The sequence below is a fragment of the Luteibacter sp. KNZ12-1A genome, from assembly GCF_056755675.1.
In genome coordinates this window covers 29,450-53,309 of sequence record NZ_JBPGXU010000017.1, presented here as the reverse complement: position 1 = coordinate 53,309, position 23,860 = coordinate 29,450, and the positions used below count along the sequence as shown (strand labels likewise).

The following is a 23,860-nucleotide window of genomic DNA, read 5'->3' as shown; positions in this document are numbered from 1 at the left end:
CCGTCTATGGGCCGGCGGACAGGCCGGCCGCGGGCGCCAACTGCGCCCCGGCGAGCGCGCGGCCGCGCTATCGCATTCCAACTCCCGAGGTCGCGGTCCTGCCGCGCCCCTGAGCGATCGGTCCCATGCCGAGCGCCGAGCGAACTCGCCCGTCTTCCGTACGCCCACCGCCAACGAGGGAAGCCATGCACCAGCGCCATAGCGATTCGCCCGACCACACGCCCCGCCACGTGCTGGGCCAAGCCGTACGTGCGGCCCTCCTCATCGGTCTCATCAGCGGTGCCGGATCACTGCATGCGCAGGACGCCGCTGGTGGCGAGGCCGCCGAAACCAGCAAGGCCAAGGACCTGGAAGGCATCACCGTCACTGGTTCGCGCATCCGCCGCGTCGACGTCGAGACGGCCAACCCGGTGGTCACCCTCGATCGCGCCGCCATCGAGGCCACCGGCAAGGCCACCCTCGGCGACCTCGTACAGGAACTGCCCTCCATCGCGGGTAACGCCACCAACCCGAACACCAACAACGGCGGCGGCACGGGCGCCTCCACCGTCTCGCTGCGTGGCCTCGGCGAGAAGCGCACCCTCGTGCTCGTCAACGGCATCCGCCTCGCGTACAACGACGTGAACGCCATTCCGGCGAACATGATCGATCGCATCGAGGTGCTCAGCGACGGTGCGTCCGCGATCTACGGTTCGGATGCGATCGGTGGCGTGGTCAATTTCATCCTACGCGACCATTTCGACGGTGTGCAGGTCTCCAGCGACTTCGGCACCAGCAAGCGCAGTGACGGCAATCGCCGCAACTTCTCGTTGACCGCCGGCCATACCGGCAAGGACTACGGCGTGATCGCCGGCCTGTCCTACAGCGACATCGACGCCGTCTCGGCCGATGCGCGCAATTACTCAAAGGATGCCTTGTACCTGATCGACGGCGCCTCGGTGAAACAGGGTTCGTCGGCCACGCCCACCGGCTCGGTCAACTTCAACGACGGTTCGGCCGCCTCGAAGGCGTTGGCCAGCTCGAACGGCTGCTCGCGCGTGACCCTCAACCCCGGCGTGACCGGCGCGACGGGACCAGGCGATTTCCATTGCTACACCGGTTCGGACTCGTACAACTACCAGCCATACAACCTGCTGCAAACGCCGCAGAAGCGTACCAACGCCTTCCTGCTCGGCCACTACAAGTTCAACGACTACGTGCAGGCCTACGTCAACAGCTATTTCAGCAAGACGAAATCCTCGTCGGTGATCGCGCCGATACCGATCTTCGCCAACGGCGACAATTTCCTCGCCTCGGCCAACAGCTACTACAACCCGTTCGGCGTGGACTTCGGCACCGACCGTGCCACGGGCACGTCCACGAACGACTTGAACACGCGCCTCACCGTGCTCGGCAACCGGCGCTATCAGTACAACACCTATAACCTCCAGGTGAATCCCGGCCTGCGTGGAAGTTTCGGCGACAGTTCATGGCAGTGGGACACCTCGATCAACTATGGCCGCGTGCGCCAGGATTCGATCAACTACGGCTTCCTCGATTACGCGAAGTTCAACCAGGCGGTCGGCCCATCCTTCATGGATACGGATGGCACGGTACGCTGCGGCACGGCCGGCAACGCGATCGCAGGCTGTACGCCGCTGAACATCTTCAACATCAACGATCCCTCCGGCCTGTCCAACCTGCAATCGATGGTGGTGAATCCCTCGGTGGGCAGCGTCTATACCGTGAAGCAGCTGGAGGCGAACGCCAACGGTGACCTGTTCGACCTGCCGGCCGGCACGGTGAGCCTCGCCACCGGGCTGTCGTATCGCAAGGAAAGCACGTCCACGAGCGCCGATCCCTTGTGGACCGCCGACGAGAACGGCCTCTGCGGCGTGATCGAGTATTGCGCATCCACCCTGGCCGGCCGCTTCAATGTGAAGGAGGCCTACGCCGAAACCCTGATTCCCCTGTTGGCCAACCTGCCCGGCATACGTTCCCTCAACCTCACCGTGGGCACGCGCTGGTCCGACTACAGCACCGTGGGCAGCAGCACGAACAGCAAGGTATCGCTGGAGTGGCGTCCCGTGGAGGACCTGCTCCTGCGCGGTACCGTGTCGGAAGTGTTCCGCGCACCGAACACCAGTGAACTCTATGCGGGCGTGGCCGGCGACGCCGCCACGGTGAACGATCCCTGCAACGGCTACACCGGCGGTCACGATGCCGCCTGTGCCAACGTGCCCACCGACGGCAGCTATCGCCAGGCGGATGGCCAGATATCGGGCAAGGCATCCGGTTCGGAAGTGGCCGGCTACCAGCTGAAACCGGAAACGGGGCGCTCGTACGACATCGGCCTGGTCTACGATCCACACTGGCTGGAAGGCCTGTCGTTCAGCGTAGACAGCTGGAAGATCAACCTGAAGGACACGATCTCCACGGTTTCCGCGCAGACCGTGCTCAACCAGTGTTATGCCAATCCCGCCAGCGCCTTCTGCGCGCTGATCCATCGCAACGGCAATGGCACGATCAACTACGTGGCCGAGCCCACCGTGAACCTGGGCAAGCTCTGGGCCGCCGGTACCGATTTCGCCGCGACCTATCGCCTGCCCGAGACCCGCTACGGACGCTTCACCGCCAGCCTCAACGGCACCTACATGAAGCGTTACGACATCAATCCCGACACCACCGATCCCAGCTCGGTCGTGATCCACAACGCGGGCATCTTCACCTACAGCTACGGCAACTTCCCCCGTTGGCGCGCACTGGGCACGCTGAACTGGTCGCAGGGCGACTGGAGCGCATCCTGGCGCCTGCGCTACGTGGGCCGCAGCCAGATCGGCAACGCGGATCTCCGCCAGGGACTCTCCGCCGACTACGACCAGGCCGGTGTCGAGCGCAAGATCGGCGCGTACGTCTACCACAACGTGCAGGTGGGTTATAACGTCGAACCCTGGCACACGAAGCTGGAGCTGGGCGTGGACAACCTCACCGACAAGCAACCGCCGTTGTACTACGCGAACAACACGACCAATGCAAATACCGACGTCGCCACCTACGACCTGCTGGGGCGCTTCTACTGGATGCGCGCGACGGTGTCGTTTTGAGGCGTTTGCTCTTCCTGGTAGCGATGCTCTGGCTGGCCATCGCCGCGTCGTCGGCAGCGCGCGCCACGTCCATGCCGCGTGTCGTCCACGAACAGGGCCGCCACGCCCTGCTCGTGGACGGCCGGCCCTACACGGTGCTGGCGGCACAGCTGCATAACTCCAGCGCCTGGCCCGACATGCTGCCGGGCGTATGGAACGACGTGCTGGCCCTGCATCCGAACACACTGGAAGCGCCGGTCTACTGGGAACAGTTCGAGCCGGCCAGGGGTCGGTTCGACACCCGCCATGTCGATGCGTTGGTCGAAGGCGCGCGAGCGCACGGACTGCGCCTGGTCATCCTGTGGTTCGGCAGCTGGAAGAACGGGCAGATGCATTACGTTCCGGAATGGATCAAGTCCGATCCCGTGCGCTACCCACGCGTGCTGGACGAGCACGGCCAGCCGGTCGACGACCTTTCGACCCTGGCCACCTCCAACCTGGAAGCCGACAAGGCCGCGTTCGCCGCGTTGATGGCGCATATCGAACGCATCGATGGCGACCGCCATACGGTGATCATGGTGCAGGTGGAGAACGAGCCGGGCGCCATCGGCACGGTTCGCGACCACTCACCCGCCGCCGAAGAGGCCTTCCGTGGCAACGTGCCCGCCGACCTGGCGAAGGCACTCGGCAAGCCGGCCGGCAAGACATGGACGGAGGTATTCGGCGCGGACGCCGACGAGCAGTTCAACGCCTATGGCATCGCGCGATACATCGATCAGGTGGCGTCGGCCGGCAAGGCCGTCTACCCGCTGCCGATGTACGTCAACACCTGGCTTCGCTACAAGGGCAAGCACCTCCCCGGCAACGACTATCCCAGCGGAGGCGCCACGTGGAACGTCCTGGACCTGTGGAAAGCCAGCGCACCGCACATCGACCTCATCGGCACCGATCTCTACAGCACCGACTACAACGAGTTCACCAAGGTGGTCGGCCAGTACACGCGCACCGACAACCCGCCATGGATCTCCGAGACCGGCTACGACGCCGGCAACGCGCCCTACCTGTTCCACGTGCTGGCGAACGGTGGCATCGGCTTCTCCGTCTTCGGCGTCGACAACGATCCGGACACGCCCGAGCGCCGCAAGGCCACCCAGGCGCATGCGCGCAACTTCGCGCTCGTGGACGCGATCAATGAACAGGTCGCGGCCGCCGCCTACCGGGGTACGTTGCGTGCATCCGTGGAACAACGCGGACAGGCGAAGCGAACCGTCGCACTGGATAACCACTGGCGCGCCGATGTCTCCTACGGCGCACCCCGCTGGGGCGATGCGCCCGCCGAACTGCCGGGCACGCCCGACGCGACCGGGCACGTGCTCTTCGTGCCGCTCGGCGCGGACGAGTACCTGGTGGCCGGCTTCGACGCACGCGTCGAGTTCAGCCGCGACGACGCGGACGGGCGTCACGGCCAGTTGCTGCGCGTGGAGGAAGGCAGCTATGTCGAGGGTCGGTGGAAATCGATCCGCTGGTGGAATGGCGACGAAACCGACTACGGGCTCAACTTCACGGACAAGCCCGTGCTCCTCAAGGTCCGGCTCGGCAGCTACTGAGCCGGACCGCCTGCCTCAACTCAGGAAACCACCGTCGATGCTGAGGCTGGCACCGTTGATGTAACGCGCTTGCGGACCGGCGAGATAGGCGACGAGCGCGCCCACTTCCATCGGCTCGCCAAGACGACCCACCGGGAGCATCGGGATCAGCATGTCCTCATGGCCGGTCACCATGTCGGTGGCGATCGGTCCGGGCTGCACATTGTTCACCGTGATGCCGCGCGGACCCAGGTCGCGGGCCAGCCCACGCGTCATCGCCTGGATGGCGCCCTTCGAGGCGCCGTAGATCGACGTTCCCGGCAGGCCGGCGCGATCGGCCACGACGCTGCCGACGTTGACGATGCTGCCTCCGCTGCGCAAATGCGCCGCCGCCGCCTTCGAGGCGATGAAGACCGCACGCACGTTGATCGCGAACAGTCGATCGAAGTCAGCCAGCGAGGTGTCGTCGAGCGTGGCATACACGAGCACGCCCGCGCTGTTCACCAGGATGTCGAGGCCACCGGTCGTCCTGGCGGCATCGTCGATCGCGCTGACCAGCGACGCTTCGTCGGCGCTATCGGCACGAACGGCTTCGGCCTTCCCACCGGCCGCGCGCACCTCGTCCACCAACGCCTGGGCGGCGCCGGGCGAATTGGCATAAGTGAACGTCACATGGGCACCTGCCGCCGCTAGCGAGCGGACGATGCCCGCCCCGATGCCGCGGGAACCGCCCGTGACGAACGCCGACTTGCCCTCGAGAAACTGGATGGTCATGACATGCCTTGTTATGGAATGATTGGTCAATAAATAGGGGGAAAAGAAGGGGCTTTTGCCCCTTCCCGGTCGCGCGATACGTGCCTTGAGAGGCACGTGCCGCATAGCCTATCAAATACTTGACTTATCAGTCCACTATTTTAGCGAGGCGCCAGCGCGCCCAGTGCCACCCTGACGATGCCGCGCAGGATCCCTGCCGATGCGCCACCCCGTGCCGCCACCTTGAGGCCTGACAAGGTCGCGAGAAGGAAGTGCGCCGCTTCCGCGGGGTCCAGTGTCTTTGCCAGCTCTCCACGGGCGACGCCATCGCGAATCCTGCTTTCGAACGCGAGCAGCGTTCGCGCCTTCACATCCGCCGTCACCGCCGCCACGTCGGGAGCGGTGGTGCCGAACTCGGTCACCGCGTGGATGCCGAGACAGGCCTGCCCGGTACCCGTTGCCGCCTCTTCGCCGAAACGAAGCAACGCATGCTCGATGCCGTCGAGCACCGATTCGCTGGCGAACATCGCCGAAAGCGTGGCCCCGACGCTGTCTTCCGAGTAACGGCGCAACGCCTCGAGATACAGCTTCCGCTTATCGCCGAAGGTGTCGTAGAGACTTTGACGCCCGATCTTCATCGCCGACAGCAACATGGGCGTGGTCGTGCCTTCGAAACCGTGCATGGCGAAGGTTTCGATGGCCCGTTGCAGGGCCGTATCCCGGTCGAATTCACGCGGACGCGCCATGCGAGGGCCTTTATGGAACGAAGAGTCCACAAAGAATACCATCCCGCCCCGGCGCCGGCACGCCGGGCTCAGAGTTCGCGGACGATCCTGAAACCGACGCGGGCGTTGCGCAGGTCGGCCGATGCTCCCTGGCGATACGCGGAGCGGACCATGTCCGGGGCACTGCCCCAGGAACCGCCACGAATCACGCGGCGACTGCAACCGGGGTTGACCCACGCCTCGGCCGTGCGTGGCGCGCGGATGTAGTTGTCATGCCAGCAGTCCGCCACCCATTCCGAGACGTTGCCGCCCATGTCGTAGAGACCGAAGGGATTGGGCGTGAAGCTCATCACCGGCGCCGGTCCCCAATAACCATCCTTGTAACCCTGGAACGCGTTGCTCCAGCGCCGGCCCGACCCGGAGCGATCGTTGCCACCGGTGAGATTTTCGATACGCGAGCCGGGATTTCCGTCGCCCCACCAATAGCGGGTGGTGCTGCCGGCGCGCAGCGCATATTCGAATTCCGCCTCGCTCGGCAGGCGGTACTTCTTGCCCGTGCGCTGCGAGAGCCAGTCGGCGTACGCCTTGGCGTCGTTCCACGACACGTTGATCACGGGCAGGCGTTCCTGTCCCGGCTTGCCCGCGTAGTCGTCCTGCCAGGTGACCGACGGCTCGTCGCGGAGTCCACCGCTCTGTTCGTCGTACACGCTGCCGCCGCCCATGGACTGCGACTGTGGCACGTAGCCGGACGAGCGCACGAAATCGCGGAACTGGCCGATGGTGACGCTGCTGCGCGCCATGGCGAAACCCTTGTCGACCTGCACCTCGTGCACGGGCGCCTCGTCGGCGTCGTGCCCTGCCTCGCCGTCGGGCGAACCCATGAGGAACTTGCCGGTGGGAACCACGACCATCGCCGGCGCCTGTCCCGTGGAGTCGACGAAGCGATCCGCGAACACCTGGCCCGGCTTGTAGCTGGAATACAGCTTCGCGTTGGTCACCCGCTCGTTGAAGTCGTCGATCCCGGCCAGGTCGGGGCTCACCTGTTGCGCCTTGGCCGCCAGCTGCTGGGCGAGGTCGATATTGCCGGCGTCGAGGGCCGAACGGGCCTGCGCGAGCATCGCCGTGGCGCTCTGTCGGCGCATGCCCTCGATGCGGCCACGCGTGTCCTGCAACGCCTGCGATTCCGGCGCGATGGTGGCGGCCTCCGCCAGTGCCGCGTCGGCGGCGGCGAAATCGTTCTGCGCGACGGCCGCGAGCGCCTTGTCCAGCACGCTGCGCTGCACGGTCGTGATGCCCTGCTCGGCCACGGCGTTCTCCGGATCGAGTTCGAGCACGTCGCGGTAGGTATCCAGCGCACTGTCGCCACGCGGTTGGCTGGCCTTGCCTGCCTGCAACTGCGCGGCGGCCTTGCCGAGCAACGGGCGGACCTTGTCGAGCACGGCCAGCTTCTGTTGCAACGGCGCGGCGTCCTTGGCGCTGGACGGAAGCGACTTGAGCGCCGCCAGCGATTCGCGCGCGGCGTCGGCGTCACCCAGGGCGATGTCCTGCTCGATCTCCGCGGCGAGGCGCGCACGTACCTCGTTCATGCCCTCCAGGGCGCGCTGGCTATCCGCTTTTTCCTTGAGCGCGCTGGTGAAGAGCACGGCGGCACTGTCCTTGCCGCCCACCAGCCGATCGACCGCCAACGCCTTGTCGGCTCGATCGAGCAAGGCCGTGAGTTCCGGCGAATCCGGCGTCTTCTGCGCGGGCAGCTCGATCTCGTTGGTCTTCTCGCGGCGGCGCGCGGCGATCACCGAGGCCGGGGCGAGCATGATCGGTGGCCCGGCGTCGATCTCGGACACCACCGCCGGCGGCGCGGCTTGCGGACGCTGGTCGAAGCCCATCACGGTGGGCTGCCCGCGCAGCGGCGAACGCGAGGTGTTCTGCGTGGGCTGGACGTGCAGGGCCTGCGGGAAGAAATGGTAGAACAGCGCGAACGCGAGCACGGCAACGCCCAACGCGCCGCCAATGGCGCGCTGTCGGCGGACGGTCTCGTTATTCGGCATGGTGGGCGGTTCCGTGCAGGCCTGCTATCGTGCGCTGCCACCTTAGGGAATCGCGCGCGGCAGGGCAACACGAACGTCGGCGCGCTCCCGAGTTCAACAAGGACGCCTGCATGACATCGAGCGAACTCGCTCCCGACGCCCCCTGGATCGACCGCCGCGAGGCGCTGGACGCCTGGATCGCCCCCATCGGCCCCGCCGCGGTCGTCGGGCTCGACACGGAATTCATGCGGCGCAATACCTTCTATCCCCAGCTGGCATTGCTCCAGCTCGCCCACGAAGGGCGATACGCGTTGATCGATCCCCTCGCCGTGCCCCTGGCCGATGCGCTGGCGCCGACCTTCGCCGCGCAGCCCGTGGTCACCGTGATGCACAGCGCGGGCGAAGACCTGGAGGCGATGTCGCCATGCCTGCCGGACGGCCCGCATACGCTGTTCGACACGCAGATCGCGGCGGCCTTCGTCGGCATGGGCCTGGGCATCAGCTACCGCGCGCTGGTGGCCGAGCTGGTCGGCGCCGAACTCGACAAGGGCGAAACGCGCAGCGACTGGCTGCAGCGTCCGCTCACCGAATCGCAAAAGCTCTACGCCACGCTGGATGTCGTCCATCTGCATCCCGTGCACGCCATCCTGGCCCAACGCCTGGACGAGCGCGGCCGCGCCGGCTGGCATGCCGAGGATTGCGCGCGCATGAAGCGCCGCGCCAGCCATCGTGAAGGCGATCCGCAACCGCAACGCGGGTTCAAGGCGGCCAGCGAATGGCCTGTGGAGAAACAGGCCCTGCTCCGCCGCGTGCTGCGCTGGCGCGAAACCACGGCGCGCGAACTGGACAAGCCGCGCTCGTGGCTCCTGGAGGATGTCCAGGCGCTGGACCTCGCCGGTAACATCCCCGGCACGCAAGCCCACCTCGACGAACGCACCCGCGGCACGCGTGCCCTGCGATCCGCGCAGCGGCAGGAACTCTTCGAGCTGCTTCAACGCCCCGTGGATAGCGACGAGGTCGCGGCCACGGCCCCGGTCGTCGGTCATCCCATGGGCGAAGCGAAGCGGGCCATCAACGAGATGCGCAGCGCCATCGACACCCTCGCCACCCAGCTCGACCTCCCGCCGGGCCTGCTTTGCGCCCGACGCTCGATGGAGGAATTCGTCATGACCGGCGCATGGCCCGAAGCGCTGGAAGGCTGGCGGCGCGAGGTCCTCTTCGAGCGCTTGTCGGCCCTCCTGCCGTAACGAAAGAGCCGCCGGCGCCCTTCTCGAGGCGCCCGGCGGCCTTCCCTGCTCCAACCGTTCTCAGCGCTGCTTCAACAGGTCCTGCACCATCAGCGCGCCACCGAATTGCTGTAGCAATCCACCGTCGGCGATCTTGCCCAGAACGATCGGGCTGAATCCCAGCGAGGCGACAAGCTCGGCCACGGTGTCGTTCGCCTCGGCATGATCCCCCGAGACGAAGATCACGCGGTTACCACCGTCTCGCCGGGGGTCCTCGGCGAGTACGGGTGCCGGCAAGGTATTGAACGCCTTGACCACGTGTGCGCCGGGGAACGAAGCCTGCACGATAGCCGTGGATGGACGGCCGCCGAGGTTGCGCGGCCGGAACGCCGGAAACTCGATGGCGTTGGTGGCGTCGACCACGATCTTTCCCGACCAGTCGGGGCGCAGCGCCGCGACATCGGCCACCGCGTCGAAGGGCACGGCAAGGATCACGATGCCGGCATCGACCGCACGATCGATATCGACCGGCGTGACCCGCGTGGTGAAGTCTTCGTGGAACGAATCCGGGCCGCGGCGGTTGGCGATGACGGCGGCTATACCGCTGCGGGCGAACTGGGTGGCGAGGGCGCCGCCGATGGCGCCCGACCCGATGATGGCGTAGTTCATGGCTGTGCCTCCTGGATTCGCTTAGGAAAGACGACGCGTGCGGGCGTCGAGGCTGAACCGGCCGGCGCCGTTGGCGGCAAGCAGGAGGAAGGCACCCGCGATGGAGACGTTCTTCATGAACATGATCATCTGGATCTGATCGGCGAAGTCGTGATGGAAGACGATGCCGGTGAGAAGGGTGAACCCGGCCAGGAGGACGGCGACGATGCGGGTCTTCCAACCCAGCAGGATGGCGATTCCGCCGAGAACCTCGGTCGCGATCACCAGGGGCAGCACAGCGGACGGTACGCCCATCGCGGTCATGTAGCCGGCCGTCGCCGCATAGGCCGCGATCTTGCCGAACCCGGAGAGCAGGAACAGGCCGACGAGAAAGAGGCGTCCCACCAGTTCGGTGGTGCTCTTGAGTACAGGGGTTTCGACATTGCCGCTCATAAATATCCTCGGTGGATACGTGTGTAGGTGGTATGGGAGAGAGGTTAGACGGTGGCGAAGTATCCGAATAGCCTTTATATTTCGATGGAATCCATCTTATTTAACGATACATATGCTTGACGGCGTCACCCTCGACCAACTCCGGACCTTCATCGCCGCCGCCGAGGAAGGCAGCTTCTCCGCGGCGGGGCGCAAGTTGCGTCGCGCGCAATCGGTCGTTAGCCAGACGCTTCTGAACCTGGAGGCCCAATTGGGCGTCCCTTTGTTCGATCGCAGCCAACGCTACCCGCGACTGACGGAAGCCGGACACGCCCTGCTCCGCGACGCACGCGGCGTCGCCGACGGCATGGACAGCTTCAAGGCACGCGCACGCTCGATGAAGGAAGGCCTGGAGCCCGAGCTGTCGGTGGCGATCGACGTGATGTATCCCATGCACGGTGTCACCCGTGCCGCCGGTTATTGCCGTGAATTCTTCCCACACACGCCGCTGCGGCTCTACGTGGAAGCGCTGGGCGGCGTCATCCAGCCAGTCGTCGACGGTACTTGCCGGGTCGGCATCGTCGGCTCGCTGCCATTGATACCCGAGGAGGTGCGCGCCGAACCGCTGCTGGACCTTCCCTTCACCACTGTCGCGTCGCCGATGCATCCGCTGGCCGCGATCAAGGGTGAGGTCGACAAGGACACGGCCGGAAAACACGTGCAACTGGTCCTCACCGACCGCACCGCGCTATCGGATGGCCGCAGCTTCGGCGTCGTCTCGCCGCTGATCTGGCGCCTGGCCGACATGGGCGCCAAGCACGCCTTCCTCGTCGCCGGGCTGGGCTGGGGTCACATGCCGCTGCACATGGTGCGCAAGGAGCTCGACGAGGGCACGCTCGTCACCCTGGAAGTGGAGGGCTACAACACCCGCAACATGACGCTGCCGATGCACGTGGTCTACCGCAAGGACAGCCTTCCCGGCCCCATGGCACGCGCCTTCATCTCGCAATTGCGCGCCTGAAACCCCTCTTGGCGACCGCCGGAAGCCCTGCTAACATGCCCCGCTCGTGTGGGGCGGTAGCTCAGCTGGGAGAGCGTCGCGTTCGCAATGCGAAGGTCGGGAGTTCGATCCTCCTCCGCTCCACCAAGAATCAATGCCCGACTGTCATCAGCCGGGCATTTTGATTTGGGCTTCCACCAGCCGTACCTCCCAAGCCGCCCTGCCCATGCCGTTGCCCCAAACGTTCAGCGAACGCGGCATCATGAAGGCACCCTAACCCTCCCAGGTGAAAACATGGCCGAGCCCCTCACGATCAGGTACGTGACCGACCGGGACTTCGACGCCTGGAAACCCCTGTGGGACGGTTACAACGCGTTCTATGGCCGGGAAGGAGCGACAGCGCTACCGGAGCCCATCACGCTGGCGACCTGGGCGCGTTTCCTCGATGCCGCCGAACCCATGCACGCCCTGGTCGCCGAGCGCTCGGGCCAGCTGCTCGGCCTGGCGCACTTCCTGTTCCATCGCACCACCACCAGCACGAGCGACAACTGCTACATGCAGGACCTGTACACGACGGAGGCCTCGCGTGGCACGGGCATCGGCCGCGCCTTGATCGAACGTGTGTACACCGAGGCCGGAAAGGCGGGTGCGGGACGTGTCTACTGGCAGACCCACGAGACGAACACGCACGCCATGCAGCTCTACGAGAAGGTGGCGGAAAAGTCCGGCTTCATCGTGTACCGCAAGCTGCTTTGACGCCTTCAGCCCAACGCCACGCGCGCCACGGCCGCCGCCACGCATAGCGCGACCACCGGCAAGGCCGACCAACGCGCGATGAGCAAGCCGAAAGCCGCGGCGGCGATGGCGGCGTCCGGCACATCGTGCACCGCGCTGATCCACACCGGATCGTAAAACGCGTACGCCAGCATGCCGACCACCACCGCGTTCACGCCGGCGAGCATGCGCGCCGCGTCGTTGCGCATGGCCAGCGCGCGCCAGAACGGCAAGGCGCCAGCCACCAGCAGCAGGCCCGGCAGGAAGATCGACATCAATCCCACGAACGCCCCGGCGAATCCGCCCTGCTCCCCTTGCAAGCGATAGCCAAGGAATGCGGACAGGGAAAACATCGGGCCGGGTACCGCCTGCGCCGCTCCATAGCCCGCGAGGAAGGTGTCGTTGCCTATCCAGCCGGGATCGACGACGGCCTGCTTCAACAGCGGCAGCACGACATGCCCGCCGCCGAACACGAGCGCACCGACGCGATAGAACGCGCCAGCCACCCGCCCCAGCGGCGACAGGCCCGGTGCGACGATCAAGGCGAACAGGAGCAACGACGCGAACACGCAAAGCAAGGCGAAACCCATGGACCGGCCATAGGCCAGCGGGAACGTCTCGCCTTGCCGCGCCTGCACGCCACGGCACAACCATGGCCCGAGCACGGCACCACACACCACAACACCCAGCTGCATCGCGGGACCCGTGCCGAACGCGATCGCGCCCGCGGCGGCTGCGGCCATCAGGAGGCGCGTGCGATCCGGGGTCAGCGTACGGCCCATGCCCAGCACCGCATGGGCGACGACCGCCACGGCGACCAGCTTCAATCCATGGATCGCACCTTGCCCCAGCGGCCCGGCCAGATACGCGCTCAACGTGGCGAAGGCGAACAGCAGAAGGACGGAGGGCAAGGTAAAGGCGACGAAAGCGGCGATGGCGCCCGTCCATCCCGCGCGAAGCAAGCCGATCGAAAAACCGAGCTGACTGCTGGCCGGCCCCGGCAGGAACTGGCATAGCGCGAGCAACTGGCTGAAATGCTCCTCGTCGAGCCAGCGCCGCCGTTCGACGAATTCGCGACGAAAGTAACCCAGGTGCGCGACCGGGCCGCCGAACGAGGTGAGGCCGAGCTTGAGGAAGGCCGCGCCCACTTCCCATGCGCCGCCCTCGGCGCTCATGAGGAAAGCGCCGCTTCGAGAACGGGCTTCGCCCATTCCGGCGTGCGCCGCAACGCATCGATGTCGGTGGGGCCGATCAAGCGGCCATCGGCGATCTCGGCGATGAACAGCGGATCGGGAATCGCTTCGCCACGCGCGACATCCACGCTGTTGTCGTACACCTGCAGCAAGGTGATCGCCGGCAGCAGCGCGATGAGGTTCTCCAGCGCCGCGACGTAGCGTTCGCGGATCTTCGCTTCCGGAATGTCGTGCCCGCCGGCGGCGACGCGCGCGGCGACACGGGCGATATGCCGCTCGGGCGACGACAGTCCACAAAACCACATGAGTACATCGTGCGTCCGCGCGGCGGCGGCGATCTTCGCGGGAACCGTGTTACCGCCCAGCGTGGTCTCGAAAGCGTAAGTCGTGCCACGTGCCATCGCATCGTCGAAGCGGCGCATGCCTTCGCTCCATGCGACGGCGTTCGCTTCCACCTGCGCGCATCCGGTGTCGGCGACCAACTCGCGTGCGAAGGTGTCCGGGTTGAACCAGTCGAGTCCGGCCTCTCGCAGGCGGTAACCGCCGATGGAACTCTTGCCCGCGCCGTTCACTCCCGCTAACACGTAGAGGACGGGGCGTTCCTTCAATGCGTGTCCCCGGCCTTGACCTTGCCAACCAACGTCGTCCGGCCGCGCATGAGGGAACGCAGGCGGTCGCCGGCATCGTCGGCCTGTAGCGAGGCGAGGCGTTCATCGAAACGGTGGCGAAGCGCGTCGAGCGCGGACTCGTGCCGCGACCCCGCATCGTTGAGCGCGCGCATGATGATCTCGTATTCCCCCGCGGAGAGGATCACCGCCTCGGGCTCGCTGTGGTTCGTCACCACCACTTTCCCCGCGCGGCCGATCGCCCGCATCACGCCGCGCCAGCCGAGCTTCTTCACGTCGGAAGCGGCGGTATGCGGAAGGTCTTCGATGGCGTCGAGCTTGAGGGTCATGGCCATGACGGCACTCCGGAGGGGCTTGAGGGCCAATATACCCTAATTTCCCTTTTTGGGCCGCCTACACCGGTCCCAGACAAAGCTGGCCACATGCTTGGGGCCCCTTCCAAGGAGTCCGATCCATGACCCCGCTGGATAAACCGCTCAAACGCGAACTCGAGGTCGATGGCCAGGCCTATACCCTCACCATCGACCCCGACGGCCTGAAACTGGTAGCCAAGGGCAAGCGAAACGGCGTGTCGCTTGCCTGGAAGGACGTACTGAGCGGCGACGCCGGCCTGGCCGCCGCATTGCAGGCCTCGGTCAACCCCTGACGCGTCAGAACCGGTAGGCGTAACCGACCCGGACCATCGTCGAGTTCGACCGGTCGACGATGGGGCTGTCACGAATCTCGCTTCCGTAGCGCGTGCCGCTCACGTCCAGGAACAAGGCATGGCGCTGGGCGAACGGGTAGTCGGCACGAACGCCGGCCGAGACGTTCACCGTCGCATCCGCCTCATAGGCGGGACGACCGGGACGCGCCTCGGACGAGCGGACGCCGAAATACCAGGTGGCATAGGTCCGATCGACCCATCCGGCGGCGACGTAGGGCGTGATTCGCAGCGGACCGGCGTGGAGCGGCACCCCCAAGCTCAGGTTGGCCTTCTTTCCCTTGGCGCTGCCCAGGCCTGCCAGCCAGTCGAGCGACATCTCCATCGGACCGGGTCGCCAGACCACGGCGGCACCCGCCCGGAATCCACCCTTGCGGTCGGCCATCCCGCGCAGGAACGAGGAATCGCCGGCATCGTAGCCATCGCCGAAGTCGTAGCGAGCGCGCAGGCGGAAAGAGAACGCGCCGACCGGGGCGAACTTGAAGTCGGCGCCGGTGCCGAGGATGTTGAGCCGTTGGCTTTCATAACGAATGAAAGGGAACGCCACGGTGTCGTTATCCATGCCCTTGTACGGCCGGCGCACCACGCCGAAACCCGCACCGAGCGCCCACGAGGAACCGGCATCCTCGGCGGCCAGTGCGACGGCCGGCACGGCAAGCAAGCCACCCATCGCCACGGAGAAGAAGCGACGCGTCATCGTCCGCGCCTCCCCGCTTCGATGGAGCGCAACAACCGCACCAGTTCGCCGGCCTTGCCCGAAGCGATGGCGCGTTCCGCGGTCAGGCCGCGAAGTTCGTGGATGGGATCATGGTGGAACCAATCGTCGCGGAGCGTGGGATCGGGCTCGAGGCGCGAGGCGATCGCGATCGCCTCGATGGAAGGGTCGCGTGGACGGCCGCGCAGGCGGGAACGAACGAGGACGGGCAGACGCATCGTGGCACCTGATGGGAAGAGGTGTGACAAGCGTGCCCATGGACGTTTGCTTCGATTTGTCTGTTTTCCTGCGGTGGCGACATATTGTTTCGACCGTGAAATAAATGACTTGGCGCACTCCAGCGGCTATAACGACGGTATTTTCGCAACGAGACCGACGGGCTTGAGACGCATCCTGGTAGTGGACGACGACGAGGAAATCGGTGCCCTTCTCCGGCGCTTCCTCGAACGCAATGGCTTCGAAGTGGACGTGGCCTCGTCCGGCGTGGCCATGGACGAACGACTGGCCCGTGGCACGTACGACCTGATGACGCTGGACCTCATGCTCCCCGGCGAGGACGGCCTGTCGCTATGCCGGCGCGTGCGCGCGAAGTCATCGCTGCCGATCATCATGGTGACCGCCACCAGCGCCACCTCCGAGCGCATCGTCGGCCTGGAAGTCGGCGCCGACGATTACCTGGCGAAGCCGTTCGATCCGCGCGAATTGCTGGCGCGCGTGCGCGCCATCCTGCGTCGCGCGGACGCCGCGTTGCCGGGCCCGGCCACGGGCACGCGCGTGGCCGTGCGCTTCGCCGGCTGGCAACTCGACGTCGCGCGTCGCGAGCTTCGCGCGGGCGACGGCACCCTCGTCCCGTTGTCCGGCGGTGAATTCGATCTCCTGCTGGCCTTCGTCGAGCATCCGCAGCGCGTGCTCACGCGCGAGCAACTGATCGACCTGGCACGCGGCAACCGCCACGAAGCCTTCGATCGCAGCATCGACGTGCAGGTGAGCCGCCTGCGCCGCAAACTCGGCTATGACAGCGCGGCACCGGAATTGATCCGCACCATCCGCAACGCCGGCTACATGTTCGCCGTGCCGGTGGAGAGCACATGAGCGTCTTCAACTGGCGCTTGAACACGCTCGCCGGCTGGCTGATGGTGAACATCGTCTTCGCCATCCTCATGGTGGCGCTGCTCAATGTCGCCGTCATCGCCTTCGCCAGCGTCTGGGCCCGACCGGATATCGTCCGGAGCGGACTCTTGAAGCAGATGGGCATCATGTTGAAGGCCGTGGACGCCACTCCCGTGGCCGACCGGCCACGCATGGCCGCCGCGATCTCGGATCACGAGGAATACGGCGTGCACTGGTACGCATCGCGTGACCAGGTGCCGATGCCGGCTTCGGACCAGGATGCGACATCGTTCAAGGAGCCACTGGTGGAGATACTCGGGCACCGGCGAATGGAAGCCTTCGACCCGCATGACGACGATCCCGAGGGGCGCTCCGGACAGACCCACTACATGCTCGCCGTGCAAATGGACGACGGCAGCTGGCTGACTTTCGACACCGCCACGCGCATCTGGGGCGTCCACCCTTACACGCGCTACCTGGTGATCGGGCTGTTCGTGATGTTCTCCAGCGTGGTCGTGGCCGCGGTGGCCAGCCGCCACCTCTCCCGGCCCATGCGTCGGCTCGCCGCGGCCGCCGAACGTTTCGGCGCCGACGTGAAGGCGCCGCCGATACGTCCCGAGGGTCCGATGGAGCTGCGAGTGGCCATGCGGGCCTTCAACGAGATGCAGGGGCGCATCCAGCGGTTCGTCCGCGACCGCACGGATATGCTGGCGGCGATCTCCCACGACCTGCGCGCGCCGCTCACGCGTATCCGCCTGCGCGGCGAATACATCGACGAGCCCGAGCAACAGCGCAAGCTGTTCGCCGACGTGGACGAAATGCGCTCCATGATCGACGCCGCCCTCGCCTTCTTCCGGGGCGACGGCGAGGAAGAGGCTCCCACCCGTTTCGACCTCGCCGAGCTGGTCCAGACCGTGATCGACGACGGCCGCGACGAAGGTGGCGAGGTGACCTACGCCGGCCCTGCCCGGTTGATCTATGAAGGTCGCCCGATCGCGCTGAAGCGAGCCATCGCGAACCTGCTGGGGAACGCCATGCGCTATGGCGGCCAGACCCACGTCGAACTCGACACGGACATCGAGCACGTGCGACTGCGCATCCTCGACAACGGGCCGGGCATTCCCGAGCCGCTTCAGGAGACCGTGTTCCGTCCCTTCTTCCGCGGCGAGAGCTCGCGAAACCGGAACACCGGCGGCGTCGGCCTCGGCCTGCCCACCGCGCGCAGCATCGTGCGCGGCCACGGCGGTGATGTCGTGCTGGGCAATACGGCGCATGGCTTGGCGGCGACCCTGCTGCTGCCCATCGAGTCCGCCCGGACCTGAGCGCGCCGCGGGCGCACACGCCACGTCGACAGACGATGATGGAGTTTGCGTCGAGGCTATGCCTTTCGGCCTAGCCGCGATGGCCGGCATGCCTTTTCGCGGTGCCGGCTACCCTCGGCATGGTGCTTGCAGCGAAAATACCGTTCTTCTTTTCACCCCGTGCCGGTAATGACCATCCGGAACGGCCGTTAGGGATCATGTTTACAGGATGGGACGGAATTCGATGACAGCTCCGCGCAACAGGCGTGTGGCAAGGGGACGACTGTGCCTGGCATTGCTGCTGGCACTGCACGGACCGTTGGCCGTGGCCGCCGACAAGCCCGCGGAGCGCGATGCGCTGATGGCCAGGCTGCACCAGGAGCGGGATGCGGGCCACCGCGTGGACGCCCTCGCCCTCTGCCAGGCGATCCTCGACCGCTGGCCCGCCGATGGTGAGGCGCAGGCGCTCAACGTCACGTTATTGACGGAATTGGGCGCAACGACGCGCGCCAAGGAATTGGCGGAAAAACTGCGGCCGGCCCCGGATGCCGCCGCGACGCACCGCCGCGACGCCGACCACGTCGCCCAGGAAATACGCTGGGCCGACGGCGAACCCGCCGATCCCACCCATCCCTACGCCGAAGCCGATCGCGCGGTCGCCGACGCACGCCGCCTGGCCGACGACCCGGCGCTGCCCGCCGGCTTGCGCCAACGCGCGGAACTCGACCTGCTCGTCGCGCTGGATCGCGCCGGCCTCGCCGACGAGGCCGTCTCGCGTTACGACGCCTTGCGCAAGCAAGGCGTCGAGTTGCCTCCTTACGTCCAACGCGCCGCGGCCGACGCCCTGCTGGTGAAGCGCCGGCCGGCCGAAGCCGCCACCCTCTACGAAGCGAGCATCGCGAAGGACCCCGGCCCCTACGGCGCCAACGAAAGCGAACCGCGGATCGGCCTGATGTACGCCTACCTCGAGGCGGGCGAGACGGCGAAGGCGTTCAGGACGATCGACGACCTGGCCGCGAAGGAACCGGCGTGGGAGCGCGTGCCCGGCATCCGCCTGCCGATCCAGAATGCGCGCAAGGTCGACGCCGACCTCAACGCCGCGACATTGCGCGAGTACGTGAACATGCCGGCGGAAGCGTATGCCCGGCTGGAACCGCTCAGCCGCGAAGCCCCGGCCAATTCGCAGATCCGCCGCGAACTGGGCATGGTGGAACTCGCCCGTGGCTGGCCCCGCCGCGCACAGGACGATTTCAACATCGCCGCCACGCTCGACCGCCGCGATGTCGGTGCGTATATCGGCGAGGCCGACGCAAGCCGGGCGCTGAACGACTACGAGGGCGTGGACGAGAACCTCGCCCTCGCGCAGACCCTGGCCGATCGCAACGGCCGCGTCGAGCGCGCGCTGCGCTCATGGGATCGCGAACGCGGGTGGCAGTTCGACCTGGGCACCGAACAGGGCAAGGGCTCCAGCCCCGACTTCGGCGATCGCGACGGCACCACCCAGGCGACCATCGCCAGCCCGCTCATCGACGATCACTGGCGCGTGATCGCGCTCGGCCGCTATTCGACCGCGGACCTGCCCGAGGGCGACGTGCGGCGCAGTCGCGTGGGCTTCGGCATCCGTGGCTACGCCCGTCGCCTCGAAGCGTACGTGCAGGCGCTGCCCGCGACCGACAGCTACGTGGACAAGACGGCGATCGAAGCCGGCTTCGACTGGTCGCTGAGCGATCATTGGTCGTGGGCCGCCGATTTCAGCACCGCCGGCGAAGATACCCCGCTGCGTGCGCAGTACTACGGCATCTCGGCGAAGACGCTGGATACCGCCGTGACCTGGCGTGCCAGCGAACTCACCCAGGCCCGGCTCGGCCTGTCGCGCGACGATTTCAGCGACGGCAACAAACGCAGCGGCTGGCTCGCCACGCTGACGCAGCGCCTGCACACGGCGCCGAACCTCACCCTCGATGGCGGCCTGGAACTCGGCGGCTCGATGAACACGCGAACCGACCGTCCCTACTTCAATCCGCGCCGCGATCACAGCTATGCGGTCACCGGCCGGCTGGAAAACCTGCTCGGCCAGTTCTACGAGCGAAGCGTGACCCAGCGCATCGACGTGGCCGTGGGCCAGTACGCCGAACAAGGTTTCGCCACCGACTGGATGGCCACCGTACGTTATGGCCAGACGATCCAGACCGGCCCCGGCGTGCATTTCGGCTGGGGCATCGGCTGGCACAACCAACCTTACGACGGCCGTCGCGAACACCGCGTCGTCCTCGACCTGACGATGCACTGGGGAGAATGAGTACGATGCGCCCGCTGTTGATCCTGCTTGCCCTGCTCGGGCTCGCGCTTCCTGCGTTCGCGCAGCCGGCCGCATCCGTGCAGCCGCGCCTCATCGTGCTCGCCTACCATGACGTCCGCGACGACGTCGGCCTGACCGCCGATCGCGATCCGGACGCCACCAGCACCGACCATCTCGTCGCCCACTTCGACTGGCTCAAGGCCAACGGTTACCACGTCGTCAGTCTCGACCAGGTCGTGCAAGCCAGCCATGGCGGTGCTCCGCTGCCCGCCAACGCCGTCCTGCTGACCTTCGACGACGGGTTGGAAAGCTTCTACACGCGCGTCTATCCCCTGTTGCGGGCTTATAACTACCCCGCGGTGCAGGCACTGGTGGGCTCCTGGATGGACATGGCACCGGGGCAACGCATGCCCTACAACGGGGCCGATTGCGACCGCTCGTGCTTTCTGACCTGGGAGCAGGTCGCGGAAATGCATGCTTCCCGCCTGGTCGAGTTCGCTTCGCACTCCTGGCAGATGCACCAGGGCCTGAACGCGAATCCGCAGGGCAACCTGCTGCCCACGGCGGCGGCTCTGGCCTACGACACGGCGAAGCGGCGTTACGAAACCGCCGGCGAATATGCGGATCGCATCCGCACCGACCTTACACACAGCGCGGACGAGATCGAGAAGCACATCGGCGTACGGCCGCGCGCGATCGCGTGGCCGTACGGCGCGTATACCCAGGTAGGTCGCGACATCGCCGGCGAGCTGGGCATGACGGTGACCTTCAGCCTCGGCGACAACCTGCCCAACCTGGTCCCGGGGCGCACGATTCCGCGACTGCTGGTCAGCGGCAACGTCACCGCCAACCGCCTCGGCTGGCTGATGCGCCACCAGACGCGAGTCGACCCGATACGTGCCGTGCAGGTCGATCTCGACTACGTCTACGATCCCGATCCCGCCCAGCAGGATCGCAACCTGTCCCACCTGCTCGACCGGATCAAGCGCATGCATCCGAGCGTGGTGTGGTTGCAGGCCTATGCGGACCCCGACGGCGACGGCGTGGCCGATGCCGTGTATTTTCCGAACCGCCACCTGCCGGTGCGCGCCGATCTCTTCTCGCGCGTGTCGTGGCAGTTGCGTACCCGCGCCGGCGTTCGCGTGTATGCATGGATGCCGGTATTGGCCTTCCGTTTCCCGAACGGCAAGGACCTGCCCTCGCTGGCGGGCGAACCCAAGCCCGGCGGCGATCACTACCGCCTGGCGCCGTACGACGCCACGGTGCGTGGCCTGATCGGCGACGTCTACGAAGACCTGGCGATGCACACCGACGAAGCCGGCGTGTTGTTCTCCGACGACGCCTACCTGCGCGATACCGATAACCTCGGCCCCTGGGCCAGGAATACGCCGGCGCAGAACACGCAGGCGTTGATCGATTTCACCCTGGAACTGGCCCGGCGCATGAAACGCTGGCGCCCGCAGTTACTCACCGCGCGCAACATCTACGCACGGCCGATCCTGCAACCGAAGGCCGAGGCCTGGTTCGCGCAGGCGCTGCCGGCCTTCAACAACGCCTACGACATGACCGCGATCATGGCCATGCCCCAACTCGACCGGCAAGCCGACCGGTTGGGCTGGTACCGCACGCTCGTCGCGCAGGTGAACGCCACGCCGGGGGCCATGGAGCGCACGCTGTTCGAGTTCGCCACGCGAGACTGGCGAACGCACCAGCCGATCGCCGATCGCGACCTCGCCGCGCGCATGCGCGCGGTGCAGGCCGCGGGTGCGCGCCACATCGGCTACTACCCGGACGACTTCGTCCACGACCATCCCGCCCTGGAAGCGATACGTCCCTATATCTCGGCGGCCGATTATCCTTACCGGGAGCCCGCGCGATGAACAGCGGCATCCTGCACGCGCTACTCGAGTTCGCCTTCTACTATCCCTTGGTGATGTCGCTCATCTGGATGAGCGGCGGCATCATCTATTTCGTGCGCTGGGAGCGCCGCGAGCCGGCACGCGTGCAACCGCACGTGCTGCCCTCTTATCCGATGGTCACCCTCGTCGTGCCTTGCCACAACGAGGGCGACCAGGTACGCGAGACCATCGCGCACCTCGCCACGCAGCAATACCCGAACTTCGAGATCATCGCGATCAACGACGGTTCCACCGACGACACCGGCGCGCAACTCGACCAGCTGATGGAGCAGTACCCCGCCCTGCGCGTGATCCACATGTCGAGCAACCAGGGCAAGGCCATGGGCCTGCGCGCGGCGGCGCTCGCCGCCCGCTCGGACTTCCTTGTCTGCGTCGACGGCGACGCCCTGCTCGACGACTACGCCACGCACTGGATGATGATGCACATGCTCGAAAGCCCGCGCGTCGCCGCGGTCACGGGCAACCCGCGCATCCGCAACCGCTCCACCTTGCTGGGCAAGCTGCAGGTCGGCGAGTTCTCCTCGATCATCGGCCTGATCAAGCGTGCGCAGCGCGTGTATGGGCGCATCTTCACGGTATCCGGCGTGATCGCCTGTTTCCGCAAGAGCGCGCTGCACGACGTGGGTTACTGGAACACCGACATGGTCACCGAGGACATCGACGTGAGCTGGCGGTTGCAGATGCGCCATTGGGAAATCCGCTATGAGCCGAACGCGCTGTGCTGGATCCTCATGCCGGAAACGCTTCGCGGCTTGTGGAAGCAGCGCCTGCGCTGGGCCCAGGGAGGGTCCGAGGTCCTCCTGCGCTACACGACGAAACTGTTCAAGTGGCGCCAGCGGCGCATGTGGCCTGTAGCGTTCGAATACGTGATGAGCCTGCTCTGGTCGTACACCATGGCCATCATCATCGTGCTCTGGTTGCTCGGTCGCTTTATCGATCTGCCACCGTCGCTGTACATCGACACGCTGCTGCCGCAATGGCATGGCGTGGTGCTCGGCGCGATCTGCCTGCTCCAGTTCCTCATCAGCCTGCTGGTGGACCGTCGCTACGAGACGCGCATCGGCCGCAACTACTACTGGATGATCTGGTACCCGCTGGTGTACTGGCTGCTCAACACGGCGACCTCGATCGTCGCGATGCCCAAGGCCTTGCTGAAACGCAAGGGCACGCGCGCGGTCTGGGTCAGCCCGGACAGGGGACTGCGATGAAAGCCGAAGCCATCCTCATCCAGCGGCCCGAACGTCAATCGAAGGCGCAAAAGGCGGTGTTCACCACCGTCACCATCTTCGCCTGGCTATTCTGGGTCTTCCTGTGGCTGCCCTTGCTCACCCTGGGCGCGTGGGCGTTCGGCGTGCGCAGCGCCTGGTTGCAGTTGCACGTGCTCGGTCCGATCGGCGACGGCGGCGATATCAACGTCATCCTCATCGTGGCCATCGCCTGTGCCGTCGTATTCACCAGCTGGTCGGGCTACAACCACGCCCGCTTCGCGGGAAAGCAGAAGCGTCGCGGCAACAAGCCGGTGGGCGTGGCCGAGACCGCTTCGGCGATCGGCGCCTCGGTGGACGACGCGGTGAAGATGCAGGGCCACCGGCGCTCGGTGGTCAGCGTTTCGGATGGGGGTTACATGAAGGTGATCGAGGTTCGGTGAGCGATCGCGCCCCAGGGCGCTTCCCACCCCTTGCAAGCAGCATCCCACCCTGCAAGCGGCACACAGGGTGGGAAGCGGCCTCGGCCGCGATGCTCGTAGCCGGTAGAAGGCGGCCG

The 23,860-nt window shown here is 66.4% G+C and carries 22 protein-coding genes and 1 tRNA gene; 13 read left to right on the top strand and 10 right to left on the bottom strand.

All coding sequences use genetic code 11. The features are described 5' to 3' along the window. Positions 1–185: 185 nt before the first annotated feature. Positions 186–3,083, top strand: coding sequence for a TonB-dependent receptor domain-containing protein (locus ACR9ZJ_RS06095; RefSeq protein WP_481287178.1), 2,898 nt, complete (start codon positions 186–188; stop codon positions 3,081–3,083). A 23-nt stretch (positions 3,084–3,106) separates the two neighbouring features. Continuing rightward, positions 3,107–4,669 (top strand): DUF5597 domain-containing protein, encoded by a 1,563-nt coding sequence (locus ACR9ZJ_RS06090; RefSeq protein ID WP_481287179.1) that lies wholly within the window; start codon positions 3,107–3,109, stop codon positions 4,667–4,669. Between the two features lie 15 nt (positions 4,670–4,684). On the opposite strand, the gene ACR9ZJ_RS06085 is transcribed toward ACR9ZJ_RS06090, so the two are convergent. The 3 genes from ACR9ZJ_RS06085 to ACR9ZJ_RS06075 all read right to left on the bottom strand — a co-directional run bounded on the left by ACR9ZJ_RS06085 (position 4,685) and on the right by ACR9ZJ_RS06075 (position 8,171). Further along, entirely contained in the window at positions 4,685–5,422 is a 738-nt protein-coding gene (locus ACR9ZJ_RS06085) for a 3-oxoacyl-ACP reductase family protein (protein ID WP_481287177.1), read from the bottom strand. A 140-nt stretch (positions 5,423–5,562) separates the two neighbouring features. Further along, a complete protein-coding gene (locus ACR9ZJ_RS06080; RefSeq protein WP_481287176.1) occupies positions 5,563–6,147 on the bottom strand; it encodes a TetR/AcrR family transcriptional regulator in 585 nt (194 codons plus the stop codon). A 68-nt stretch (positions 6,148–6,215) separates the two neighbouring features. Continuing rightward, positions 6,216–8,171 (bottom strand): formylglycine-generating enzyme family protein, encoded by a 1,956-nt coding sequence (locus ACR9ZJ_RS06075; RefSeq protein ID WP_481280093.1) that lies wholly within the window; start codon positions 8,169–8,171, stop codon positions 6,216–6,218. A 110-nt stretch (positions 8,172–8,281) separates the two neighbouring features. Between ACR9ZJ_RS06075 and ACR9ZJ_RS06070 the strand changes: the two genes are divergently transcribed. Further along, positions 8,282–9,397: a ribonuclease D gene (locus ACR9ZJ_RS06070; protein WP_481287175.1), complete on the top strand. Its 1,116-nt coding sequence runs from the start codon at positions 8,282–8,284 to the stop codon at positions 9,395–9,397. Between the two features lie 60 nt (positions 9,398–9,457). On the opposite strand, the gene ACR9ZJ_RS06065 is transcribed toward ACR9ZJ_RS06070, so the two are convergent. Next, entirely contained in the window at positions 9,458–10,045 is a 588-nt protein-coding gene (locus ACR9ZJ_RS06065; protein WP_481280091.1) for an NADPH-dependent F420 reductase, read from the bottom strand. A 21-nt stretch (positions 10,046–10,066) separates the two neighbouring features. Beyond that, positions 10,067–10,477 (bottom strand): DoxX family protein, encoded by a 411-nt coding sequence (locus ACR9ZJ_RS06060; protein ID WP_481287174.1) that lies wholly within the window; start codon positions 10,475–10,477, stop codon positions 10,067–10,069. Between the two features lie 112 nt (positions 10,478–10,589). Here ACR9ZJ_RS06060 and ACR9ZJ_RS06055 point away from each other — a divergent pair, with 112 nt between their 5' ends. The 3 genes from ACR9ZJ_RS06055 to ACR9ZJ_RS06045 all read left to right on the top strand — a co-directional run bounded on the left by ACR9ZJ_RS06055 (position 10,590) and on the right by ACR9ZJ_RS06045 (position 12,212). Beyond that, positions 10,590–11,477: a LysR family transcriptional regulator gene (locus ACR9ZJ_RS06055; protein ID WP_481280089.1), complete on the top strand. Its 888-nt coding sequence runs from the start codon at positions 10,590–10,592 to the stop codon at positions 11,475–11,477. Positions 11,478–11,527: 50 nt separating this feature from the next. Continuing rightward, positions 11,528–11,603, top strand: a tRNA-Ala gene (locus ACR9ZJ_RS06050). Positions 11,604–11,750: 147 nt separating this feature from the next. Beyond that, on the top strand, positions 11,751–12,212 hold the full coding sequence (locus ACR9ZJ_RS06045) for an N-acetyltransferase family protein (RefSeq protein ID WP_481287173.1): 462 nt from the start codon (positions 11,751–11,753) through the stop codon (positions 12,210–12,212). A 5-nt stretch (positions 12,213–12,217) separates the two neighbouring features. Here the strand turns inward: ACR9ZJ_RS06045 and chrA are convergent, their stop codons facing one another. From chrA to ACR9ZJ_RS06030, 3 genes are read right to left on the bottom strand one after another with little or no spacing between them, the layout of a single operon-like run. Further along, the gene (chrA, locus tag ACR9ZJ_RS06040; RefSeq protein ID WP_481287172.1) at positions 12,218–13,405 is read right to left on the bottom strand and encodes a chromate efflux transporter; all 1,188 of its coding nucleotides are present in this window, start codon (positions 13,403–13,405) and stop codon (positions 12,218–12,220) included. Next, the gene (locus tag ACR9ZJ_RS06035) at positions 13,402–14,031 is read right to left on the bottom strand and encodes an ATPase (protein WP_481280086.1); all 630 of its coding nucleotides are present in this window, start codon (positions 14,029–14,031) and stop codon (positions 13,402–13,404) included. The genes chrA and ACR9ZJ_RS06035 overlap by 4 nt, the downstream gene beginning before the upstream one ends. Beyond that, a complete protein-coding gene (locus ACR9ZJ_RS06030) occupies positions 14,028–14,384 on the bottom strand; it encodes a hypothetical protein (RefSeq protein ID WP_481280085.1) in 357 nt (118 codons plus the stop codon). The genes ACR9ZJ_RS06035 and ACR9ZJ_RS06030 overlap by 4 nt, the downstream gene beginning before the upstream one ends. A 119-nt stretch (positions 14,385–14,503) precedes the next feature. Between ACR9ZJ_RS06030 and ACR9ZJ_RS06025 the strand changes: the two genes are divergently transcribed. Further along, on the top strand, positions 14,504–14,695 hold the full coding sequence (locus tag ACR9ZJ_RS06025; RefSeq protein WP_371024038.1) for a hypothetical protein: 192 nt from the start codon (positions 14,504–14,506) through the stop codon (positions 14,693–14,695). A gap of 4 nt (positions 14,696–14,699) precedes the next feature. On the opposite strand, the gene ACR9ZJ_RS06020 is transcribed toward ACR9ZJ_RS06025, so the two are convergent. Further along, positions 14,700–15,449, bottom strand: a complete 750-nt coding sequence (locus tag ACR9ZJ_RS06020; protein ID WP_481287171.1) for a MipA/OmpV family protein — start codon at positions 15,447–15,449, stop codon at positions 14,700–14,702. Beyond that, positions 15,446–15,685 (bottom strand): hypothetical protein, encoded by a 240-nt coding sequence (locus tag ACR9ZJ_RS06015; RefSeq protein WP_481280083.1) that lies wholly within the window; start codon positions 15,683–15,685, stop codon positions 15,446–15,448. Before ACR9ZJ_RS06015 ends, ACR9ZJ_RS06020 begins: the two co-directional genes overlap by 4 nt. Before the next feature lie 163 nt (positions 15,686–15,848). Between ACR9ZJ_RS06015 and ACR9ZJ_RS06010 the strand changes: the two genes are divergently transcribed. The 6 genes from ACR9ZJ_RS06010 to pgaD all read left to right on the top strand — a co-directional run bounded on the left by ACR9ZJ_RS06010 (position 15,849) and on the right by pgaD (position 23,744). Then, complete coding sequence (locus tag ACR9ZJ_RS06010) at positions 15,849–16,559, top strand: response regulator (RefSeq protein ID WP_481280082.1); 711 nt, start codon at positions 15,849–15,851, stop codon at positions 16,557–16,559. Beyond that, positions 16,556–17,899, top strand: a complete 1,344-nt coding sequence (locus tag ACR9ZJ_RS06005) for an ATP-binding protein (RefSeq protein WP_481280081.1) — start codon at positions 16,556–16,558, stop codon at positions 17,897–17,899. The genes ACR9ZJ_RS06010 and ACR9ZJ_RS06005 overlap by 4 nt, the downstream gene beginning before the upstream one ends. Positions 17,900–18,122: 223 nt before the next feature. Continuing rightward, on the top strand, positions 18,123–20,177 hold the full coding sequence (gene pgaA / locus ACR9ZJ_RS06000; RefSeq protein WP_481287170.1) for a poly-beta-1,6 N-acetyl-D-glucosamine export porin PgaA: 2,055 nt from the start codon (positions 18,123–18,125) through the stop codon (positions 20,175–20,177). Continuing rightward, positions 20,174–22,057: a poly-beta-1,6-N-acetyl-D-glucosamine N-deacetylase PgaB gene (pgaB, locus tag ACR9ZJ_RS05995; RefSeq protein WP_481287169.1), complete on the top strand. Its 1,884-nt coding sequence runs from the start codon at positions 20,174–20,176 to the stop codon at positions 22,055–22,057. Before pgaA ends, pgaB begins: the two co-directional genes overlap by 4 nt. Further along, positions 22,054–23,304, top strand: a complete 1,251-nt coding sequence (gene pgaC / locus ACR9ZJ_RS05990) for a poly-beta-1,6-N-acetyl-D-glucosamine synthase (RefSeq protein ID WP_481287168.1) — start codon at positions 22,054–22,056, stop codon at positions 23,302–23,304. Before pgaB ends, pgaC begins: the two co-directional genes overlap by 4 nt. Next, positions 23,301–23,744, top strand: a complete 444-nt coding sequence (pgaD, locus tag ACR9ZJ_RS05985) for a poly-beta-1,6-N-acetyl-D-glucosamine biosynthesis protein PgaD (RefSeq protein WP_481280077.1) — start codon at positions 23,301–23,303, stop codon at positions 23,742–23,744. The genes pgaC and pgaD overlap by 4 nt, the downstream gene beginning before the upstream one ends. Positions 23,745–23,860: the final 116 nt, after the last annotated feature.